The sequence below is a fragment of the Streptomyces fulvoviolaceus genome (assembly GCF_000718165.1).
Taxonomy (GTDB): domain Bacteria; phylum Actinomycetota; class Actinomycetes; order Streptomycetales; family Streptomycetaceae; genus Streptomyces; species Streptomyces fulvoviolaceus.
Window position 1 is genome coordinate 80,352 of record NZ_JOEY01000013.1, and the last position, 19,695, is coordinate 100,046.

Here is a 19,695-nt window from a genome sequence, read left to right on the forward strand (position 1 = left end):
GTGAGCAACCAGTTACTCGGCGCATGTCCAGGGACTGATATCGAGGCGCGGCTCCTGGTCCCCTTCGCGTAGATTGCCGGACAACCGATGTGCGAGGGAACGGAAAGCGAAGTGGCAGGGGCAAGGCAGGCCGTGAACTCGGCTCGCAGGATCGTCGTCAAGGTGGGTTCCTCGTCGCTGACCACCGCCTCGGGCGGCCTGGACGCCGACCGGGTCGACGCGCTCGTCGACGTCCTCGCCAAGAGCCGCAGCGGCGGGGAGAAGGAGATCGTCCTCGTCTCCTCCGGCGCCATCGCGGCCGGACTCGCCCCGCTCGGGCTGCGCCGCCGCCCCAAGGACCTCGCCCGCCAGCAGGCCGCCGCCAGCGTCGGCCAGGGCCTGCTCGTCGCCCGCTACACCGCCTCCTTCGCCCGCTACGGCGTCCGGGTCGGCCAGGTGCTGCTGACCAGCGACGACATGAGCCGCCGCGCCCACCACCGCAACGCCTCCCGCACCCTCGACAAGCTGCTCGCGATGGGCGCGTTCCCGATCGTCAACGAGAACGACACCGTCGCCACCGACGAGATCCGCTTCGGCGACAACGACCGGCTCGCCGCGCTGGTGGCGCATCTGGTCCACGCCGACCTGCTGGTCCTGCTGTCCGACATCGACGGCGTGTACGACGGCGACCCGAGCAGGCCGGGGACCTCGCGGATAGCGGAGGTGCGTGGGGCTCTTGATCTGGAGGGCGTCGACATCGGCAGCGTCGGCAAGGCCGGCGTCGGCACCGGCGGCATGGTCACCAAGGTCGAGGCCGCCCGGATCGCGGCCGCCGCAGGCATCCCCGTCGTGCTGACCAGTGCCGTTCACGCCGCCGACGCGCTGTCCGGCGGCGACACCGGCACCTACTTCCACCCCGCCGGCAAGCGGTCCGGCGACCGGATGCTGTGGCTGCAGCACGCGTCGACTCCGCAGGGTTCTCTTACCTTGGACGACGGTGCCGTGCAGGCGGTCGTGCAGCGCCGCAAGTCGCTGCTGCCGGCCGGGATCGCCGCCGTCGAGGGCGACTTCACCGCGGGCGACCCCGTCGAACTGCGGGACACCGAGGGGCACGCGGTGGCCCGAGGGCTCGTCAACTTCGACGCCAAGGAGATTCCCCGGCTGATCGGCCGCTCGACCCGGGAGCTGGCCCGCGAGCTGGGTCCGGCGTACGAGCGCGAGGTCGTGCACCGGGACGACCTGGTGCTGCTGCACCCCTGAGGGGCTCGGGTGACGGGCTGTGTACCCGAAAACGGGGTGAACGCCCCGACAAGAGCGTCGCCCTGAGGTGGACGTTCCGCAAAACCGCCCCACGAGCCCTTGCGGCCTGCTCAACTTTGTCCCAGGGACACATTCCGCCCGACCCCCGGGGTCGACCTGTGTGCAAAGGAGGCCGTCGTGAGACGAGTGCGCCCTGGGGCGGCGGCGTCCCGCGGTCCCTCCGCACGCGTGCCCGGCGAGGAACGCGCCCTGACGAGCGTCGCCGCCGGCGACCGGTACGAGGGCGAGGAGCCCGCGGACCTGCCGCGTCTGTGGCACGTCACCCTCAGCGTCTCCGGCGACGAGGCCCCGCTCCAGGAGGTCCGGCGCGCCCTCGAGCAGCTCGCCCACGACCACCCCTTCCTCCTGACCAGCAGATACGCGAACGACCACGCGGAGATCCGGTACTGGGAGGAGGCCCGCGACCTGCACGACGCGGCCGCCGTCGCCCTGCGCCTGTGGGGCGAGCACCGGCAGACCGCGGGGTTGCCGCCGTGGGAGATCGTCGGCCTGGAGGTCATCGACCGCCAGACCTACCACCAGCGCGTCGCCGAGGGGTACGGACCGCTGCCGGCGTCGCCTGTCGGAGTTCACCCCTTTTGATCCCGTCTCGCGCTGTGGAACGGCCCGTGTTGGGGGCCGTCCGGAGCACTACTCTTCCCGTATGACCACGCTCTCGCCGTACGACTCCATGTCCCCGGTCACGCAGGCCGCCTACCGCGCCAAGGCCGCCGCCGCCGACCTCGCCCCGCTGCCGCGGGCCGAGAAGGACGACGCGCTGCTCGCCATCGCGGACGCGCTGGAAGTCCGTACGAGCGAGATCGTCGAGGCCAACGCCAGGGACATCGCCAAGGCCCGCGAGGCCGGCACCAGCGAGGCGATCATCGACCGGCTGAAGCTGACCCCGGAGCGCGTGCGGGCCATCGCCTCCGACGTCCGGGACGTCGTCGCGCTGCCCGACCCGGTCGGCGAGGTCGTCCGCGGCTCGACCCTGCCCAACGGCATCGACCTGCGCCAGGTCCGCGTCCCGCTCGGCGTGGTCGGCATCATCTACGAGGCCCGCCCGAACGTCACCGTGGACGCCGCCGCCCTGTGCCTGAAGTCCGGCAACGCGGTACTGCTGCGCGGCTCGGCCTCGGCGTACGAGTCGAACACCGCGCTGGTACGGGTCCTCCGGGACGCCGTGGGCGGGGCCGGGCTGCCCGCCGACGCCGTGCAGCTGGTGCCCGGCGAGAGCCGCGAGAGCGTGCGCGAGCTGATGCGGGCGCGGGGGCTCGTCGACGTGCTGATTCCCCGCGGTGGCGCCTCGCTCATCCAGACCGTCGTCACCGAGTCCACCGTCCCGGTCATCGAGACCGGCGTCGGCAGCTGCCACGTCTACGTCGACGCCCAGGCCGACCTCGACATGGCGATCGACATCCTGATCAACTCCAAGGCCCACCGTGTCAGCGTCTGCAACGCCGCCGAGACGCTCCTCGTCCACCAGGACATCGCCCCCGAGTTCCTGCCCCGCGCCCTGGACGCCCTCGCGGAGGCGGGCGTGACCGTGCACGCCGACCCGCGGGTGCTGGCGTACGCGAAGGACTCCAAGGCGACCGTCGTCGAGGCCACGCTGGAGGACTGGGACACCGAGTACCTCTCCTACGACATCGCCGCGGCTGTCGTCGACTCGCTGGACAAGGCCGTCGAGCACATCCGGCTGTGGACCTCCGGGCACACCGAGGCCATCGTGACGACCTCGCAGCAGGCCGCCCGCCGCTTCACCCAGCTGGTCGACTCCACGACGGTCGCGGTCAACGCGTCCACCCGGTTCACCGACGGCGGCCAGTTCGGCTTCGGCGCGGAGATCGGCATCTCGACGCAGAAGCTGCACGCGCGGGGGCCGATGGGGCTGCCGGAGCTGACCAGCACGAAGTACATCGTCACCGGCGACGGGCACGTACGGCGCTGACGGAGCCGCCGGCGCCGAGGCGCGCGCCTGCGCATATGCGTGGGGCACGCGCTCCTGGTGCGCGCCCGTGGCTCATGAGAGGCGTCGCACAAGGTAGATGAATTTCCATACCGTCTGCCCAAATTAACCCCCCAGGTCTACTCTGGATCCGTGCCGGAGGACGTGGGGGGCACGCCGTTCCCTGACGGCTGGGAGCCCGACGACGACCATGACCGCGGGGTGTCGGACGAAGAGTTCGCCTCCGTGGTCTTCGACGAGGCCTTCGTACGGGCGGCCGTGGTGCACGAGCCGACCGCCGTCGAACGCCTCCTGGCCGCCGCGCAGGCGAGAGCGGAGGCCTCCGAGGCCGAGGCCCGCCGGGCACATGGGTTCACCCCCGACGGACCCGGCGCTTTCGGCCATGATCCCGACCTCGACGACCTGGACGACGCCGACGTCCTCGAAGGCCGCTACGGCGCCCCCGGGACGTACGGCAAACAGGTCCGCTGGCACCGCCCGGTCGCCTGGATGCTCGCCCTCGTCATAGGCATCGGCATGGTCGCGCTGGCCTTCACCGCGGTCTACCGGGGCGCTTCGTCCGGCAGCCGGGACCAGGTTCCGCCGCCCGCCTCGACCGGTCTGGAGCAAGGGGGCACGGCGACTCCCTCCGCGTCCGCCGACTACTCCCAGCCAGCCGCCTCGGCGACCCCGCGAATGCCCTGAGCGCTTGCTGTGCACTCCCTGACCGTCCTGGTGAGAACCTGTCAGAACTTGTCGTGTACCAGGGCGTTTACCTAGCCTCCCGGAGACCTACTCTGAAGATATGGGAGGGCCAGGAGACCCACCTGAGGGGACACCCGAGGGCGGCCCCGCAGGTGGAGAGGACGAGTACCGATCCGTCGTCTTCGACGAGTCGTTCGTCCGTGCTGCCCGCCTCCAGGAGTTCTCCGCCCAGGAGCGCATCGCCGACCACGCCCCCGCCGTCCGCCGCCGCCCGCCACTGCGCCGGGGCCTGTCCCGGCAGGCACTGATCCTGGTCCTGCTGATCGCCGTCGCCTTCGGTACCGCGATCTACATGGGTGTACGGCACCCCTACCAGACCCCCGCCGCCCGGACCCCCGTCGAGCCCCTGCGGATGACCGTCATCCCGCTGGCCCCACAGGGCAAGGTGCCCGGCCACACCGACCCCGAGTACCTGTACGCGCACAGCCCCGCCGCGCAGTTCCGCGTCGGCGCCGAGGGCATCCCGCTGCCCGCCTCCCGGCGTACCGCGCACTTCTCGGACAGCCAGGTCGTGGCCGCCCTGACCACCGCCAAGGACTACCTCGTCCGGTCCTCGCTCTACCCGGAGGTCATCACCGGCCGGCAGGTCCGTCCCGTGCGCGTGCTCCTCGACACGGACCAACTCGACCAGTTCGACCAGAGTTTCGACCACCCGGCCGCGGACGGGCGGCATGCGCCGACCGGATGGCTGGTTCGCTTCGACCCCGCCGACGCCGAGCTGGCCGACAGCAGGATCCGGGTGCAGGGCAGCCTGCAGGCCGCCGAGACGGACTCGTCCACGCTCGAGGTCACCGCGGACCACACCTTCGTCTACGCGCTGCGGGCGGCCGGTGCGGGGGAGGAGGCGGAGGCCTCCCTGTTCACCGTCCGGCGGGAGCTGCACTTCCGCTTCGACCGCGAGGATCTGCGGCTGCACACGGCCCAGCTCGTCGTCTCCTACGTCCAGGCCGGGCCCCTGTCCTGCGCCGAGGACTCCACGAGTCGGTTGCACCCGCTGCTGGCCGGCCAGACCGCGAAGGCGGGCGGTCCGGCCGGCACGGATCCGTATGCGACGGGTAGTGCTACGGCGCTGTGCGGGTCGCTGGCGACGAGTGCGGAGCCGAAGGTGTGACCCCAGCCGGGTGTGAACCGGGTGTGAGCCCCGCGGCGGGTCAGTCGCCGTCGCGCGGCGGCGTGTCCTTCGTCCCCGGGTCCGTGTCCGTCGGCGGCTCGTCCGGTCCCGGCGTGGAGCTCGAGAAGCCGCCGAAGCCGCGCCGTACCCGTCCGCCCAGGTCGCCCGCGCCGCCCGCGATGTCGCTGACCAGCTTCATCAGCGGGTCCTTGGAGCTCTTCACGTTGCTCGCGTAGCTCGCCGCCGACTCGCGGAACGAGTCCGAGACCGAGGTGTCCTTGTCCTCGGTGCGCCGCGGGTAGTGGCCGTCCATGATCCGCTGGTGGTCCCGGGACTCGGACCACTTCTTCAGCTCGGCCGCCCGGATGGTGGTGAAGGGGTGGGAGCGCGGCAGTACGTTCAGGATCTTCAGCACGGAGTCGCGCAGGTCGCCGCCGGCCTCGTACTCCTCGGCCTGCTTCAGGAACGAGTCCACGTTCATCTCGTGCAGGTGGTTGCCGCCGGCGAGCTTCATCAGGCCGCGCATCGAGGCCTTGAGGTCCTGGCCGACCAGGAGGCCCGCCCGGTCCGCGGACAGCTCCGACTTGCGGAACCACTCGCGCAGCGCGGTCACGATCGCCATGATCGCGAGGTTGCCCAGCGGGATCCAGGCCACCCTGAGGGCGAGGCTGGTCAGGAACAGCAGGATGGTCCGGTAGACGGAGTGGCCGGACAGCGCGTGCCCCACCTCGTGCCCGATGACCGCCCGCATCTCCTCCTCGTCGAGCAGCTCGACGAGAGCCGTGGTGACCACGATGATCGGCTCGTCCAGGCCGATGCACATCGCGTTCGGCTGCGGGTCCTGGTTCACGTACATCGGCGGGACCTTCTCCAGGTCCAGGATGTAACAGGCGTCCCGCAGCATGTCGTTGAGGTGTGAGAACTGCTGGTCCGACACCCGGACCGAGTCGGACAGGAACAGCAGCCGCAGGCTTCGCTCGGGCAGCAGACCGCTGAGCGCCTTGAAGACGGTGTCGAAGCCGCTCAGCTTGCGCAGCGCCACCAGGGCGGAGCGGTCGGCGGGGTGTTCGTACGCACGCGAGGAGATCCCCGGGAAACGCCTGCGCTGCCTGCTCGGCACGTTCTCGTGCCCGTTGTGCTCGTGGCCGTCGTCGGACATGTCTTCCCCCATGTGCGGTTGTGTGGCCCCTTTGCGGACCTTTGTGCGGCCCTTTGCGCCCCCGAAGCAGAGCCCAGCCTAGGCGGAGATAGCGTGGACGGGCAGTACAGCGAAGGAGTCCACGTCATGCAGCACCACCCCCGAGCCGCCTGGTTCACCGAGGCCGCGAGCGCCGCCGAGCAGCAGGGGGCGGGCAATCTGCTCCGGGTCGTACTGATCGTGATGGCGGTGGGCTGTGTGCTGACCGCGTGGTTCCTGCTGCGGGGGTACAAGCAGAAGGACGACTGAGGGGATGTGAAGGTTCCCCGACGGTGGAGTCGGGGTGATCGCCGTCGCGGCTCCCGCTTACGATGGGCCGACGTCTTTATTCCGCCCACACCGGATAGGTCCTGCCGAAGATGAGCTTCCACAGCACCGCTGCCCAGTTGGTCACCCTTGCCGCCGAGGGCGAGGAGCACGGCGGCAACCACGAGAGCCTCAACCCGCTGGTGACCGGCGGAGGCGCGTTCCTCATCCTGATGCTTCTGTTGTGGATCACCACCCGCTTCAACCGCGACCGCTGAGGCACCCGGTGCCCATACCGGGGCACTCCGGGCCTCCTCCGGCCGGCGCTCTCAGGCCGGGCCGGTAGGGTCTGCACGCATGGGAGAGCAGGACATGCCTACCGGCCCGGGCAACGGCCCGTCGAACCCCGGCAAGCGTCGCCTCGGCGTCATGGGCGGGACGTTCGACCCGATCCACCACGGGCACCTCGTGGCGGCCAGTGAGGTCGCCGCGCAGTTCCACCTGGACGAGGTGGTGTTCGTCCCGACCGGGCAGCCGTGGCAGAAGAGCCACCGCAAGGTCTCCCCGGCCGAGGACCGCTATCTGATGACGGTCATCGCGACCGCCGAGAACCCGCAGTTCTCGGTCAGCCGCATCGACATCGACCGCGGCGGCGCGACCTACACCGCGGACACGCTGCGCGACCTGCACGCGCTCAATCCCGACGCGGACCTCTTCTTCATCACGGGCGCCGACGCCCTCGGCCAGATCCTCACCTGGCGGGACGCGGAAGAACTGTTCTCCCTGGCGCACTTCATCGGGGTCACCCGGCCCGGCCACCCGCTGTCCGACCCCGGGCTCCCCGAGGGCGGTGTCTCGCTCGTCGAGGTCCCCGCCCTGGCCATCTCCTCCACCGACTGCCGGGCGAGGGTCGCCAAGGGCGACCCCGTCTGGTATCTGGTGCCGGACGGGGTCGTGCGCTACATCGACAAGCGCGAGCTGTACCGCGGCGAGTGAGCCGAGAGGGGCACCGGTGAACGACCGATACGACGCGGGACACGGCGGCGATCAAGGCGACCAGTACGAGGTCGTCGGCTACGACGAGTACGGCCGGCCTGTGTACCAGCAGGTCCCGCCGCAGCAGTCCCCCCAGCAGCAGTACGACCCGTACGCGCAACAGGGCTACGGATACGACCCGTACGCCACCGGCCGGCAGCAGCCGGTCCAGCAGCCGTACGACACGGGCAGCCGGCGCCCCGTCCCGCCGTACGACACCGGCAGCCGGCGCCCGGTCCCGCCGTACGGCCCCTACGGCGGCGGTGACACCGGGCAGCAGGCGCCCGTGCCGCCGCCCTACGACCCCTACGGCAACGGCGCGCAGCAGGGCGGCGGGCCCGCCGCCCACGACCCGTACGGCCGGGCCGCCGCCAGCGGTCAGCAGCCCCGCGTCGCCGAGCAGACCGCCTACATCCCGCAGCAGGCCGGCCCGGCCGAGGGGGAGTACGGCACCGCCCCCGAGCGGGAGCGCGGCGGAGCCGAACGGGACTACCACACCGAGCAGTTCGCGTTCGTGGAGGATCCGGACGCCGACTCCGAGGACGTCATCGACTGGCTGAACTTCACCGAGAACCGCACCGAGCGCCGCGAGGAGGCCAAGCGCCGGGCCCGCAGCCGCCTCGTCGCGCTCGTCGTGGTCCTGGCCCTGGTCGCGGTCGGCGGCGTCGGCTACCTCTGGCAGACCGGGAAGCTGCCCGGCCTGTCCTCGTCCGACACCAAGACCGGCACGGCGACGGCCGTGGGCGCCCAGAACCGTGACGTGATCGTCGTCCATCTGCACAACACCGCGAAGGGCGGCACCTCCACGGCGCTGCTCGTCGACAACACCACCACCAAGCAGGGCACCACCGTCCTGATCCCCAACTCCCTCACCCTGTCGGACGACGACGGCACCACGACGACCCTCGCCAAGTCCGTCGACGACGACGGCTCCGCCGGCACGGTCGACTCCCTCGACACCGTCCTCGGCACCGACATCGAGGGCACCTGGCGCCTGGACACCCCGTATCTGCAGAACCTGGTCGACCTCGTCGGCAACATCGAGGTCGACACCAACGCCGACGTGCCCGACCCGAAGGCCAAGAGGAAGGGCGAGGCGCCCTTGGTGAAGAAGGGCAAGGACCAGACCCTCAGCGGCAAGATGGCCGTCGCCTACGCCACCTACCAGGCCTCCGGCGAGGCCCAGAACGCCCAGCTGGAGCGGTTCGGCCAGGTCATGCAGGGCACGCTGCGCAAGCTGTCCTCCGACGCACAGGGCGCGACCGTGACCGTGCAGACGCTGGGGCAGATCATCGAGCCGCCGCTGACCGACAAGGACCTCGGCACCCTCCTGGCCAAGCTCGCCGACCTCGCCAAGGGCGGCGACTACAAGACCGCCCTGCTGCCCGTCCAGGGCGACGGCACGCTGAGCGCCGAGGCCAGCTCCAGCGTGGTCAAGGACGTCCTCGGCGGCACCGCGAAGAGCCCCGACAAGGACGCGGCCGTCAGCGTCTCCGTCCAGAACGCCAGCGGCACCAAGGACTACACCGAGAAGGCCCGTGTCGTCCTCCTCAACGGCGGCTTCACCTTCCTGGACGGCGGCACCGCCTCCGCGGCCCAGACCGCGTCCAAGGTCGTCTACGCCGATGCCGCCGACAAGGAGAACGCCACCGAGGTCGCCAAGACCCTGGGCCTGGCCACCAGCGCCGTGACCAAGGGCACGGTCTCCTCGAACGCGGACGTCTCCGTGGTCCTCGGCCAGGACTACAAGCCCGAGTCCTCGTCCTAGGCGAGGACCGGCCCTCCACGTGATCCACTGATCACGTGGGGGACCGTCGGCGGTCCGTGAGACCCTTGGTGTCCAGAGTCCGCCGACGGAAAGCCTTGTAGTGACCGCCACTGACCGCTCTCTCGAGCTCATCAACACCGCCGCTCAGGCGGCCGCCGACAAGCTCGCCCATGACGTCATCGCCTACGACGTCAGCGACGTCCTGTCGATCACGGACGCCTTCCTGCTCGCCTCCGCGCCCAACGACCGTCAGGTCAAGTCGATCGTCGACGAGATCGAGGAACGCCTCCAGAAGGAGCTCGGCGCCAAGCCGGTGCGCCGCGAGGGCGACCGCGAGGCCCGCTGGGTCCTGCTCGACTACGTCGACATCGTCGTCCACGTCCAGCACAGCGAGGAGCGTGTCTTCTACGCCCTGGAGCGGCTGTGGAAGGACTGTCCCGAGCTCGAACTGCCGGCCGACGCCAAGGCCACCCGGGGCAAGGCAAAGGAACATGCCGCCCTCCGGGCCGAGGAGGACGCCGCCGAGTTCGGGGAGCTGCGGTGAGTGCACCTTCGGCGGCAGCGGTGAACCGTAAGCCGGGCAGGGGCCGTCGCGTCATCCTGTGGCGGCACGGCCAGACCGCCTGGAACGTGGAGCGTCGCTTCCAGGGCACCACGGACGTGGAGCTCACCGAGACCGGCGTCGGCCAGGCCCGTCGTGCCGCCCGGCTGCTGGCCTCCCTGCAGCCCGACGCGATCGTCGCCTCCGACCTTCAGCGGGCCGCGAACACGGCCGCCGAACTGGCCGCGCTCACCGGCCTGGAGGTGACCCACGACGAGGGCCTGCGCGAGACCTACGCGGGCGTCTGGCAGGGGCTGACGCACGACGAGATCATCGCCCGGCACGGCGGGGAGTACGCCGCGTGGAAGCGCGGTGAGCCGGTCCGCCGTGGCGGCGGCGAACTGGAGGCCGAGGTCGCCGACCGCGCCGCCCCCGTCGTGCTCCGGCACGCCGAGAAGATCCCCGACGACGGCACACTCGTCGTGGTCAGTCACGGCGGCACGATCCGCACCACCATCGGACGTCTCCTCGGCCTGGACGCCCACCACTGGGAGAGCCTCGGCGGCCTCTCCAACTGCTGCTGGTCCGTCCTCGGCGAGGGCGCCCGCGGCTGGCGCCTCATGGAGCACAACGCCGGCACACTGCCGGAGCCGGTCCTCGGCGACGACGACTGAGCGGATTTCACTTTCCGGCAGGTCGCAGGCTAAAGTTCTTCTTGTTCGCCCCGCGGAGCGGGAAGAACGTGCGGGGCTATAGCTCAGTTGGTAGAGCGCCTGCATGGCATGCAGGAGGTCAGGAGTTCAATTCTCCTTAGCTCCACAGAATGAAGATCCCGTCCTGCACAGGGCGGGATCTTCTTGTGTCTGCCGCACAGCTCGGCCGGGGTGACCGACGTCGCAGTGTTCGGCACACTCTTCCTGAACCGACTTGAGTCACTCGGGGCCTTCGGGGCGTATACCTCTGCGGAGGCGCTTTTGGCGTGCACGTTCGCGCTGGCCGGGACCGCCGCGGTGGGTGCCGTGTCCGGACTGGTACTCAGGCGTCGCTGACCGTATTGGTCCGGCCGTGGCAGAATCAAACGGCCGGAAGGGGGCGCGGCCCGACGGGAGGGAGCTAGTGATGCCTGCGAGCATCCTCGTGGAGGTCGGCCACCTCCTCGAAGCGGCGTCGACACGGGACACGGTCACCCGCCTCAGCTGCCCTTCCTGTGGTTCCGTCCATGTGGCGCAAGTACTCGGCGACAACGGCGGAGTTTCCTACGTGTGCACGGCCTGCGGCCACAGCTGGAGCTGATCGATGGGTGCACACAGGCGAAAGTGCGACTGGTGCGGCAGCGGGACACCGATCGTCCGTGACATGGAACCGGTCAATCCCGACTACCAGTACTGGTGCGAGGAGTGCGCGCGGGCGCTGATCATAAAAGGCGACCCGATCGAGACGTACCGCGAACTCGAGGGCGAGCCGATCTACGGCCGGCTTCTCGAGGAACACTGCACGCTCAAGCGGTTCTACTCGTTCGTCACGGCGTGATGCCCGTCGCGAGGCGGGCATCAGGGACCGGATCCGGACAGAACGGAAACGATTTGGTGGTCCATGAGGTGGGCCGGTAATGTTGGCGTCGCCGCCAGGGAAGCCCGGCGACACCGCAAGGGGCTATAGCTCAGTTGGTAGAGCACCTGCATGGCATGCAGGGGGTCAGGAGTTCAAATCTCCTTAGCTCCACAGAAATCGAAGGCGGGCCATCCGATCGGATGGCCCGCCTTCGACGTGTCCGCGTGTCCGGCTGCTCAGCGGCCCAGCGCGCGGCGGCCGCGGCCCTGCGACAGGACCGGCAGGTTGTTGCGGGTCGTGGACTGCGAGCGGGTGTCCTCCTCGAGACGCAGGGCGAGCGCGGGGCAACGCCGTACCGCACGCAGCGCCTTCGCCTCCGCGTAGCGCGGCACCTGCGCCTGCGCCACGGTCGGGAAGCCGTCGGCACCGAGTTCGAAGACCTCGGGGAGGATGTCGGCGCACAGGCCGTGGCCCCGGCACAGCGTCCAGTCGACGTAGATCTTCTGACGGCTGGGGCCGTTCTCCTCGGACTCGCCGCCGCCCGGGATGCCCGTGGGCAGCTTGCCGCCCTCGAAGAGCGGCAGAACGCCCTCCACGCTCCGTCCGCAGCCGTTGCCGAGGACGTGTGCGGCCAGGTCGTCCGTGAACGCCTTGATGGTCGACTCCAGGAACATCGCGGAGCCGTCCGGGTGCGAGCACGCACCGCGCCGCTTCACGTTCTTGGCGACCTGTTTGAGCGCCTCCAGGGCGGCCGGTCCGCCGCCGTTGATGATGTCCTCCATGCCGCGCGCGGCGGCGGGCAGGCCGAGGTAGCAGGGACCGCACTGTCCCGCGCTCTCCTCTGCCAGCCACTGCGCCACGCGCAGTGATTCGCCCAGTGGGCAGGTCTCCTGACTGATCGGCAGGATCGCGCCGGCGCCGAGCGAACCGCCCACCGCGTCCAGGGAGTTGCGCGAGACGATCGCCTCGTTGACCGTCGCCGCGTCGATCCACTTGCCGTGGTAGCCGCCGGTCAGCACGCCCTGCGGCACCGGCGGGGCGCCGGCGAGCTGAAGGACGTAGCGCAGCGGTACGCCCGTGGGGACCTCGATCACCATGGGGCGCGCGACCGCGCCGGAGACCGTGAGCATGACGGTGCCCGGCTCGTCGTACAGGCCGGTGTTGCCGTAGCGCTCGGGGCCGATGCGGGCGGCGATCGCCAGCTGGGCGAAGGTCTCGGCGTTGGAGAGAAGTGTGGGTGCGCCCCCCACGCCGTTCTGGGAGGCGCTGACCTTGCGGCCGGGCGGGATCGCCGGGCCGCCGTCGATGGAACGGATCAGCGACGCTGCTGCTCCGGTGACCATCCGGACGGGATTGCGCTGCACGCGCGCGCGTAGAGCCGATCTACGGCCGTTGCTCAGACCGCGTTCGGCGAGCGCGGCCTCCATGGACCGCTGCGTCGACTCCCGGGTGACCCCCACCACGAGCGTGCGGGCACCCAGGGCTTCGGCGGCCAGCAGGGCGCCGTCCAGGATGAGGTGCGGGGCACGGTTGATGAGCACCGTGTCCTTGCGGCAGGCCGGCTCGTCCTCACTTCCGTTGACGACGACGACCGGCCGTACGCCGCGCTTGATGGCCGCTTCGGCGACCGAGCGCAGCTTCTTGTGGAAGGGGAAGCCCGCGCCGCCGCGGCCCTTCAGGTTGATGGCTTCGGACAGCTTCGCGAGCTGCTCGCCGCCCATGGGTTCGAGCGGCCCGTGCACCTTCAGGTGCATGGGCAGGTCGAGTCTTTCGACAAGGTCGAAGCCTGACGTGAGCTGTGGAAGACCGACCACGCGGACTTCTGGTACGTCGGGCAGGGCCTCGTTCACCTATAGCCTCCGGAAGGCATGTTCCAAGGTTCGCCCGAGCCCGGTGCGTCGAAGTCGTACGAGTCACCGGGCGTTGGTTCATTGGCGGGACCGCTGTTGTACGTGTCATTCGGGTTGTACGTGCCGTAGTAGGCGTTCGACTCACCGGTGTCGTACACGTCACTCGTGCCGTACGCGCCCGCGCCCTGACTGCCGTAGGTGGGGATGTTGTATCCGGTGTCCTGGAGCGGGTCGTAGGCCGAGCGGGGTGCCTCGCCGACCGGCGGCGGGGACGGGATCGGCCAGTTGCCCGCGGTGTTGGCGCCGGTGTCGTAACGCGGGATCGCCTCGGTGGGCTGCATGTCCATGGGCAGGTCCATGCGGGCGGTCTGGTCGGCATAGGGCTGCTGGGCGCGCGGATTGGGTGAGACGGCGCGGTAGGCCGCCGCGAAACCGTTCGCCGCGGGCTCCGGGGCCGCGGGGGCCTCGAAGCCGGGTGCCGTGCGGGGCTGGGGCTCCGGCGCCCGCCGGCCCTCGTAGCCGGGCAGTGCGGACTCCGCGGCCACCCTGGCGCGACTGGCGTCCAGCTCCTCGCGGCCGGTCTTCTCGTCGGGGCCCAGGATCGCGCCGATCCGGTCGGCGACCTTGCGCTTGACCGGGCGGGGCGCCGCGCGCAGCGCGAGGGCCGCGGTGACGCCGAGCAGGGACAGGCCGTACAGGATCACGAAGATCGGCTTGGCGGTGCGGCCCGCGTACAGGCCGTGGATCAGCGCCGCGCACCAGGCCGGGTAGGCCAGCATGTGCATGGCCCGCCAGCGGGCCGCGATCGGGGCGGGGGAGGCGAAGTGCTGCCGCAGGGCGCCGGTGATGCCCACGAAGATCATGAGCAGGCCCGCGAGGGAACCGAGTCCGATCAGGCCGGCGCTTCCGGTGACGCCGAGCGAGAAGGGAATCACCGCGGCGATCAGCTCCGTGTGATCGAGAGCGACCTTCGTGGTGATGTGCAGCAGCAGGAACGCGATCGAGGCGACCGCGGTCGTCCGGTGCACCGCCTGCCCGATGATCCGCTGGCGCGTGTTGAGGAAGATCCGGTCCTGGGCGACCAGACCCCAGATCACCGAACAGCTGAGTGAGACGAGGCACAGCACGCCGGCGCCGAAGTTCAGGAAGTCACGGACCTTGTCACCTCCGACCAGCACGAACACGGGTATGAGGAGCAGGACGACAGCCGACGCCACCCCGTAGGCCGACCGGCCCGGTTTGGGGAGCGAGCTGTTACTACGACGAGGGTTCATGGGGGCAACTCCGAGCAGTTTCGGGAAAGCGGTCCCGCTGCCGCACTCTAAGTGGCTCCATACCGATGGGTACGAGGTTTGAGTTATTGCGTTGTTATCAAACGACTATGCGGTTGTTGTGATGTCCCTTAGCGGTTGTTACGCGAAGTAACCTTTGACCTTGGTTCGGGTTCTGTCGGGTGGGGCGGGTGTATTCGGTTGTGGTCTGCGGGGGGCGGCACCCGGTGCCAAGAAGGCATACGTAAGCGCGTCGCGCCTTGCTCAACGGCTGCGGTACTCTGACGCCATGCGTGCCGTACGCCTTCTGCTTAGCGAGCCGCGCTGATCAGTCCCGACCGCCGATGAACGGCGTGGTCGGAATCGGCGCGGCGTCCCCTCCTGTGCGAGGGGATTTTTCATTTGGTGAATGTCGCAGCCCGGACGACAAGCCGCTGGCAGAGACGATCGATGGAGCCTTGAGGATCATGAGCGAGACGAACCCCGCTGCCGCCGCCGAGGTGGCCGCGCCGCACCGCTACACGGCCGCCGTCGCGGCCGACATCGAGGCACGCTGGCAGGACTTCTGGGACGTCGACGGCACCTACGCGGCGCCGAACCCGAAGGGTGACCTGGCGGGCGACCCCGAGCTGGCCGCCAAGCCCAAGAAGTTCATCATGGACATGTTCCCGTACCCCTCCGGTGCGGGCCTGCACGTCGGCCACCCCCTGGGCTACATCGCCACCGACGTCTTCGCCCGCTTCCAGCGGATGACCGGCCACAACGTCCTGCACACCCTGGGCTTCGACGCCTTCGGCCTGCCCGCCGAGCAGCACGCCGTACAGACCGGCGAGCACCCGCGGATCACCACCGAAGCGGCGATCAACAACATGAAGTCCCAGCTGCGCCGGCTGGGCCTGGGTCACGACAAGCGCCGGTCGTTCGCCACGATCGACCCGGAGTACTACAAGTGGACCCAGTGGATCTTCCTGCAGATCTTCAACTCCTGGTACGACGACGAGGCGAACAAGGCCCGCCCGATCTCCGAGCTGGTCGCCCAGTTCGAGACCGGTGAGCGTGCCGTACCGGGGGACACGCGTGCGTGGCACGAGCTGACCGCCGCCGAGCGCGCCGACGTCCTGAGCGGGTTCCGCCTGGCGTACGCCTCCGACTCGCCGGTCAACTGGTGCCCCGGCCTGGGCACCGTGCTGGCCAACGAGGAGGTCACCGCCGACGGCCGCTCCGAGCGCGGGAACTTCCCCGTCTTCAAGTCCAAGCTGCGCCAGTGGAACATGCGGATCACCGCGTATGCCGACCGGCTGATCGACGACCTGGACGCGCTGGACTGGCCCGAGGCCATCAAACTGCAGCAGCGCAACTGGATCGGCCGCTCCGAGGGCGCCCGCGTCGACTTCCCGATCGACGGCGAGCGCATCACCGTCTTCACCACGCGCCCGGACACCCTGTTCGGTGCGACCTACATGGTGCTGGCGCCCGAGCACCCGCTGGTCGAGAAGTTCACCCCGGGCACCTGGCCCGAGGGCACGCACGACGTGTGGACCGGCGGTCACGCGAGCCCGGCCGAGGCCGTCGCCGCCTACCGCGCGCAGGCCGCCTCGAAGTCCGACGTCGAGCGGCAGGCCGAGGCCAAGGACAAGACCGGCGTCTTCATCGGGGCCTACGCGACCAACCCGGTCAACGGCGAGCAGGTCCCCGTCTTCATCGCCGACTACGTCCTGATGGGCTACGGCACCGGCGCGATCATGGCCGTTCCGGCGGGCGACCAGCGCGACTTCGAGTTCGCGCGCGCCTTCGAACTGCCCATCCACTGCATCGTCGAACCGACCGACGGCCGCGGCACCGACACCTCGACGTGGGAGGACGCCTTCGCGTCCTACGACGCGAAGATCATCAACTCCACTGGTGAGGGCGTCTCCCTGGACGGCCTGGGCGTCGTCGAGGCCAAGGCGCGCATCACCGAGTGGATGGAGCGGTCCGGTGTCGGCGAGGGCACCGTCAACTTCCGCCTGCGCGACTGGCTGTTCAGCCGCCAGCGCTACTGGGGCGAGCCCTTCCCGATCGTCTACGACGAGGACGGCGTCGCCCACTCGCTGCCCGAGTCGATGCTGCCGCTGGAGCTGCCCGAGGTCGAGGACTACTCGCCGCGCACCTTCGACCCGGACGACGCGAACACGTCCCCGGAGACGCCGCTGTCGCGCAACGAGGACTGGGTCGCCGTCACCCTGGACCTGGGTGACGGGCGCGGTCCTCGCCCGTACCGCCGTGAGACCAACACCATGCCCAACTGGGCCGGTTCCTGCTGGTACGAACTGCGCTACCTGGACCCGCACAACAGCGAGAAGCTGGTCGACCCGGAGATCGAGCAGTACTGGATGGGCCCGCGCGAGGGCCAGCCGCACGGCGGCGTCGACCTGTACGTCGGCGGCGCCGAGCACGCCGTGCTGCACCTGCTGTACGCGCGCTTCTGGTCCAAGGTGCTGTTCGACCTGGGGCACGTCTCCTCGGCGGAGCCGTTCCACAAGCTGTTCAACCAGGGCATGATCCAGGCCTACGTCTACCGCGACAGCCGGGGCTTCCCGGTGCCGGCCACCGAGATCGAGGAGCGCGACGGCGCCTTCTTCTATGCGGGCGAGCCGGTCAAGCGCGAGCTGGGCAAGATGGGCAAGTCCCTGAAGAACGCGGTCACCCCGGAGGCGATCTGCGCGGAGTACGGCGCCGACACCCTGCGCCTGTACGAGATGGCGATGGGCCCGCTGGACGTCTCGCGTCCGTGGGACACCCGCGCGGTGGTCGGCCAGTACCGCCTGCTGCAGCGGCTGTGGCGCAACATCGTCGACGAGGCCACCGGTGAGGTGACCGTCGTCGACGCCGAGGCCGACGAGACGACCCTGCGCGCGCTGCACAAGGCGATCGACGGGGTGCGCCAGGACCTGGAGGGCATGCGGTTCAACACCGCCATCGCCAAGGTCACCGAGCTGAACAACCACCTGACCAAGGCGGGCGGCTCGCTGCCGCGGTCCGTCGCCGAGTCGCTGGTGCTGCTGGTCGCGCCGCTGGCCCCGCACATCGCCGAGGAGCTGTGGCGCAAGCTGGGCCACACCGACTCGGTCGTCCATCAGGACTTCCCGGTCGCCGACCCGGCGTACGTCGTGGACGAGGCCGTGACCTGCGTGGTCCAGATCAAGGGCAAGGTCAAGGCCCGCCTGGAGGTCTCGCCGGCCATCTCCGACGAGGAGCTGGAGAAGGTCGCGCTGGCCGACGAGAAGGTCGTGGCGGCGCTGGACGGCGCGGGGATCCGCAAGGTGATCGTGCGGGCGCCGAAGCTGGTGAACATCGTTCCGGCGTAAGACCCCTAAGGGTTCCGTGCGGGCAGGTTCGGGGTTCTTCTGGAACTCCGGGCCTGCCCGTTGCGTTTACCGTTGAAGAGCGGCGCGACGAGCGTCGTGCCGGGTAGGAGGAGCGTCGTGGAAGCAGTGATCGCAGTCGTGGCCCTGCTTTTGGTGCTCTTTCTGGCACTCGGCGCCTACGCCACGGTGAAGGTGGTCGGCGCCGCCAAGCGCGGAGTGGACCGCACCATCACCCAGGCCCGGCGCACGGTCGAGGACCACACCCTGCGCGCCAAGTCCTTCGCCCAGATCGGCCCGGCGGGTGAACTGGCCCAGCTGCGGCTGAAGCTGCGCACCTCGATGCGCGCCACCCAGGACGCGCTGCACGCGGGCGTGGCCGAGGACGAGTCGCTGAAGGAGTCCCTCGGTCTCTTCCGGCGACTGAGCGCGCACGGGCACGAGCTGGACGGCGAGCTCAAGCGCCTGGAGGCCGAGCCCGACCGGGCCACACTCGCCGAGCGGCTCCCCGGGCTGCGCGAACGCACCGAGCGCATCACACAGTCGGCCGACTCGCTGCGCTGGGCGGCCCGCGACCGTGCCCACCGGTTCGCCGGCGACGACCTGGACTCGCTGAGCGCGCAGATCGACGTGGAGTCCGGCGCGCTGCGGCACTGGACGACGTCGGAGCCCGCCTCCAGCACGCCGCCCCCGTGGCCCGAGGCCCCCGCCGCCGATGGTCCCGCGGCGCAGCAGACCTGGCCCGAGACGCCTGGCTCCCGCACGGCCGAGGAGCCGACGCGACCCGCCATCACCCCGTCGGGGCCGCGCCCCACGTATCCCTGGCAGAAGAAGCCCCGCCCCGAGAGCACGACTTGATCCGGACAGCGGCGCTCCGGGTGGCAGGGGCCGGGCTGCCGCCCAGGCGCTACGCCAGGTAACCTCCAGCTCATGTCCCGCCATGTCGCGATCGTCACCGATTCAACGGCCTACCTGCCGCCGCGGACGATGGAGCGCCACGGCATCACCGCCGTACCCCTGACCGTGGTCCTCGGCGACCGGGCGCTGGAAGAGGGCACCGAGATCTCGACCCGGTCGCTCGCCCAGGCGCTCCAGAAGCGGCGGTCCGTCACCACCTCGCGCCCCAGCCCTCAGCTCTTCGCGGAGACCTACCGCAGGGTCGCCGAGTCCGGCGCCACCGGGATCGTGTCCCTGCACCTGTCCGCCGAGCTCTCCGGCACCTACGACGCGGCGGTCGTGGCGGCGCGCGAGGCACCGGTGCCGGTGCGCGTGGTGGACACCGGGATGGTCGCGATGGCGCTCGGGTTCTGCGCGCTCGCCGCTGCCGAGGCGGCGGAGGCGGGCGGCACGGTGGACGAGGCCGTCACCGCGGCGGAGAAGCGGGCCGCCGGCACCTCCGCCTACTTCTACGTCGACACCCTCGACTATCTGCGCCGCGGCGGCCGGATCGGTGCCGCACAGGCCCTCCTCGGCTCCGCGCTCGCCGTGAAGCCGCTGCTGAAGCTCGACGGCGGCCGTATCGAACTCCTGGAGAAGGTGCGGACGGCCTCGAAGGCCATCGCCCGCCTGGAGGAGATCGTGGCCGACCGGGCGGGCAGTGCGCCGGTCGACATCGCGGTCCACCATCTCGCCGCACCCGACCGGGCGTCGGCCCTGGCGGAACGTCTGCGGGTGCGGGTGCCGGGGCTTGTCGACCTGCACGTGAGCGAGGTCGGTGCGGTCATCGGGGCGCACACGGGGCCCGGGTTGTTGGGGGCTGTGGTCTCGCCGCGGTGAGGCCGGCCGGTGT

At 70.4% G+C, this 19,695-nt stretch carries 19 protein-coding genes, 2 tRNA genes and 1 pseudogene; 19 read left to right on the forward strand and 3 right to left on the reverse strand.

From position 1 onward, the window contains the following. The first annotated feature begins 132 nt into the window (after window positions 1–132). The 5 genes from proB to IG08_RS0115745 all read left to right on the forward strand — a co-directional run bounded on the left by proB (window position 133) and on the right by IG08_RS0115745 (window position 5,102). A complete protein-coding gene (gene proB, locus IG08_RS0115725) occupies window positions 133–1,239 on the forward strand; it encodes a glutamate 5-kinase (RefSeq protein WP_043454380.1) in 1,107 nt (368 codons plus the stop codon). Window positions 1,240–1,425: 186 nt separating this feature from the next. After that, window positions 1,426–1,881, forward strand: a complete 456-nt coding sequence (locus tag IG08_RS0115730; RefSeq protein WP_030601661.1) for a hypothetical protein — start codon at window positions 1,426–1,428, stop codon at window positions 1,879–1,881. Between the two features lie 61 nt (window positions 1,882–1,942). Further along, window positions 1,943–3,229 (forward strand): glutamate-5-semialdehyde dehydrogenase, encoded by a 1,287-nt coding sequence (locus tag IG08_RS0115735; protein ID WP_030601664.1) that lies wholly within the window; start codon window positions 1,943–1,945, stop codon window positions 3,227–3,229. A 150-nt stretch (window positions 3,230–3,379) separates the two neighbouring features. Further along, window positions 3,380–3,931, forward strand: coding sequence for an SCO2584 family spore wall biosynthesis protein (locus IG08_RS0115740; RefSeq protein ID WP_030601667.1), 552 nt, complete (start codon window positions 3,380–3,382; stop codon window positions 3,929–3,931). A gap of 100 nt (window positions 3,932–4,031) precedes the next feature. Beyond that, window positions 4,032–5,102 (forward strand): SCO2583 family membrane protein, encoded by a 1,071-nt coding sequence (locus IG08_RS0115745; RefSeq protein ID WP_030601670.1) that lies wholly within the window; start codon window positions 4,032–4,034, stop codon window positions 5,100–5,102. Between the two features lie 40 nt (window positions 5,103–5,142). Here the strand turns inward: IG08_RS0115745 and IG08_RS0115750 are convergent, their stop codons facing one another. After that, window positions 5,143–6,261: a M48 family metallopeptidase gene (locus IG08_RS0115750; protein ID WP_030601673.1), complete on the reverse strand. Its 1,119-nt coding sequence runs from the start codon at window positions 6,259–6,261 to the stop codon at window positions 5,143–5,145. A 126-nt stretch (window positions 6,262–6,387) separates the two neighbouring features. On the opposite strand from IG08_RS0115750, the gene IG08_RS0115755 reads away from it, so the two are divergent. From IG08_RS0115755 to IG08_RS0115800, 11 genes and pseudogenes are all read left to right on the forward strand, one after another. Next, window positions 6,388–6,549 (forward strand): hypothetical protein, encoded by a 162-nt coding sequence (locus IG08_RS0115755; protein WP_030601676.1) that lies wholly within the window; start codon window positions 6,388–6,390, stop codon window positions 6,547–6,549. 110 nt (window positions 6,550–6,659) lie between these two features. Further along, a complete protein-coding gene (locus IG08_RS60665; RefSeq protein ID WP_030601678.1) occupies window positions 6,660–6,824 on the forward strand; it encodes a hypothetical protein in 165 nt (54 codons plus the stop codon). 79 nt (window positions 6,825–6,903) lie between these two features. Continuing rightward, window positions 6,904–7,542 carry a nicotinate-nucleotide adenylyltransferase gene (nadD, locus tag IG08_RS0115765; protein WP_030601680.1) on the forward strand — a complete coding sequence of 213 codons (639 nt, stop codon included), beginning with the start codon at window positions 6,904–6,906 and terminating at the stop codon, window positions 7,540–7,542. 16 nt (window positions 7,543–7,558) lie between these two features. Then, window positions 7,559–9,349, forward strand: coding sequence for an LCP family protein (locus tag IG08_RS0115770; protein WP_030601682.1), 1,791 nt, complete (start codon window positions 7,559–7,561; stop codon window positions 9,347–9,349). Window positions 9,350–9,449: 100 nt separating this feature from the next. Beyond that, window positions 9,450–9,893 (forward strand): ribosome silencing factor, encoded by a 444-nt coding sequence (rsfS, locus tag IG08_RS0115775; protein WP_030601684.1) that lies wholly within the window; start codon window positions 9,450–9,452, stop codon window positions 9,891–9,893. Then, a complete protein-coding gene (locus IG08_RS0115780; RefSeq protein ID WP_030601686.1) occupies window positions 9,890–10,564 on the forward strand; it encodes a histidine phosphatase family protein in 675 nt (224 codons plus the stop codon). The genes rsfS and IG08_RS0115780 overlap by 4 nt, the downstream gene beginning before the upstream one ends. Window positions 10,565–10,636: 72 nt before the next feature. Beyond that, window positions 10,637–10,709 (forward strand) — tRNA-Ala (locus tag IG08_RS0115785). A gap of 34 nt (window positions 10,710–10,743) precedes the next feature. Then, window positions 10,744–10,939 (forward strand): annotated as a pseudogene (locus IG08_RS61310) (MFS transporter); the annotation flags it as partial. A 70-nt stretch (window positions 10,940–11,009) separates the two neighbouring features. Next, complete coding sequence (locus IG08_RS59020) at window positions 11,010–11,183, forward strand: hypothetical protein (protein ID WP_106980944.1); 174 nt, start codon at window positions 11,010–11,012, stop codon at window positions 11,181–11,183. A gap of 3 nt (window positions 11,184–11,186) precedes the next feature. Beyond that, window positions 11,187–11,420 carry a hypothetical protein gene (locus IG08_RS0115795; RefSeq protein ID WP_003976229.1) on the forward strand — a complete coding sequence of 78 codons (234 nt, stop codon included), beginning with the start codon at window positions 11,187–11,189 and terminating at the stop codon, window positions 11,418–11,420. A 119-nt stretch (window positions 11,421–11,539) separates the two neighbouring features. Continuing rightward, window positions 11,540–11,612, forward strand: a tRNA-Ala gene (locus IG08_RS0115800). A gap of 65 nt (window positions 11,613–11,677) precedes the next feature. Here the strand turns inward: IG08_RS0115800 and IG08_RS0115805 are convergent. Next, window positions 11,678–13,291, reverse strand: a complete 1,614-nt coding sequence (locus IG08_RS0115805) for an NADH-quinone oxidoreductase subunit NuoF family protein (protein WP_030601690.1) — start codon at window positions 13,289–13,291, stop codon at window positions 11,678–11,680. Then, window positions 13,288–14,565 (reverse strand): ferric reductase-like transmembrane domain-containing protein, encoded by a 1,278-nt coding sequence (locus IG08_RS0115810; protein WP_199820869.1) that lies wholly within the window; start codon window positions 14,563–14,565, stop codon window positions 13,288–13,290. The genes IG08_RS0115805 and IG08_RS0115810 overlap by 4 nt, the downstream gene beginning before the upstream one ends. 464 nt (window positions 14,566–15,029) lie before the next feature. On the opposite strand from IG08_RS0115810, the gene leuS reads away from it, so the two are divergent. The 3 genes from leuS (at window position 15,030) to IG08_RS0115825 (ending at window position 19,682) form a co-directional block, all read left to right on the forward strand. Then, complete coding sequence (leuS, locus tag IG08_RS0115815) at window positions 15,030–17,909, forward strand: leucine--tRNA ligase (RefSeq protein ID WP_030601694.1); 2,880 nt, start codon at window positions 15,030–15,032, stop codon at window positions 17,907–17,909. Between the two features lie 117 nt (window positions 17,910–18,026). Then, entirely contained in the window at window positions 18,027–18,764 is a 738-nt protein-coding gene (locus IG08_RS0115820; protein WP_030601696.1) for a hypothetical protein, read from the forward strand. Window positions 18,765–18,836: 72 nt separating this feature from the next. Further along, window positions 18,837–19,682 (forward strand): DegV family protein, encoded by an 846-nt coding sequence (locus IG08_RS0115825; RefSeq protein ID WP_030601698.1) that lies wholly within the window; start codon window positions 18,837–18,839, stop codon window positions 19,680–19,682. The last annotated feature ends 13 nt before the right edge of the window (window positions 19,683–19,695 follow it).

Coding starts and splice junctions, on each gene's coding strand:
- IG08_RS0115735 (WP_030601664.1), top strand. CDS start 1,943: ATGACCACGCTCTCGCCGTACGACTCCATGTCCCCGGTCACGCAGGCC.
- IG08_RS0115745 (WP_030601670.1), top strand. CDS start 4,032: ATGGGAGGGCCAGGAGACCCACCTGAGGGGACACCCGAGGGCGGCCCC.
- IG08_RS0115750 (WP_030601673.1), bottom strand. CDS start 6,261: ATGTCCGACGACGGCCACGAGCACAACGGGCACGAGAACGTGCCGAGC.
- IG08_RS0115755 (WP_030601676.1), top strand. CDS start 6,388: ATGCAGCACCACCCCCGAGCCGCCTGGTTCACCGAGGCCGCGAGCGCC.
- IG08_RS60665 (WP_030601678.1), top strand. CDS start 6,660: ATGAGCTTCCACAGCACCGCTGCCCAGTTGGTCACCCTTGCCGCCGAG.
- nadD (WP_030601680.1), top strand. CDS start 6,904: ATGGGAGAGCAGGACATGCCTACCGGCCCGGGCAACGGCCCGTCGAAC.
- IG08_RS59020 (WP_106980944.1), top strand. CDS start 11,010: ATGCCTGCGAGCATCCTCGTGGAGGTCGGCCACCTCCTCGAAGCGGCG.
- IG08_RS0115795 (WP_003976229.1), top strand. CDS start 11,187: ATGGGTGCACACAGGCGAAAGTGCGACTGGTGCGGCAGCGGGACACCG.
- IG08_RS0115810 (WP_199820869.1), bottom strand. CDS start 14,565: ATGAACCCTCGTCGTAGTAACAGCTCGCTCCCCAAACCGGGCCGGTCG.
- leuS (WP_030601694.1), top strand. CDS start 15,030: ATGAGCGAGACGAACCCCGCTGCCGCCGCCGAGGTGGCCGCGCCGCAC.
- IG08_RS0115825 (WP_030601698.1), top strand. CDS start 18,837: ATGTCCCGCCATGTCGCGATCGTCACCGATTCAACGGCCTACCTGCCG.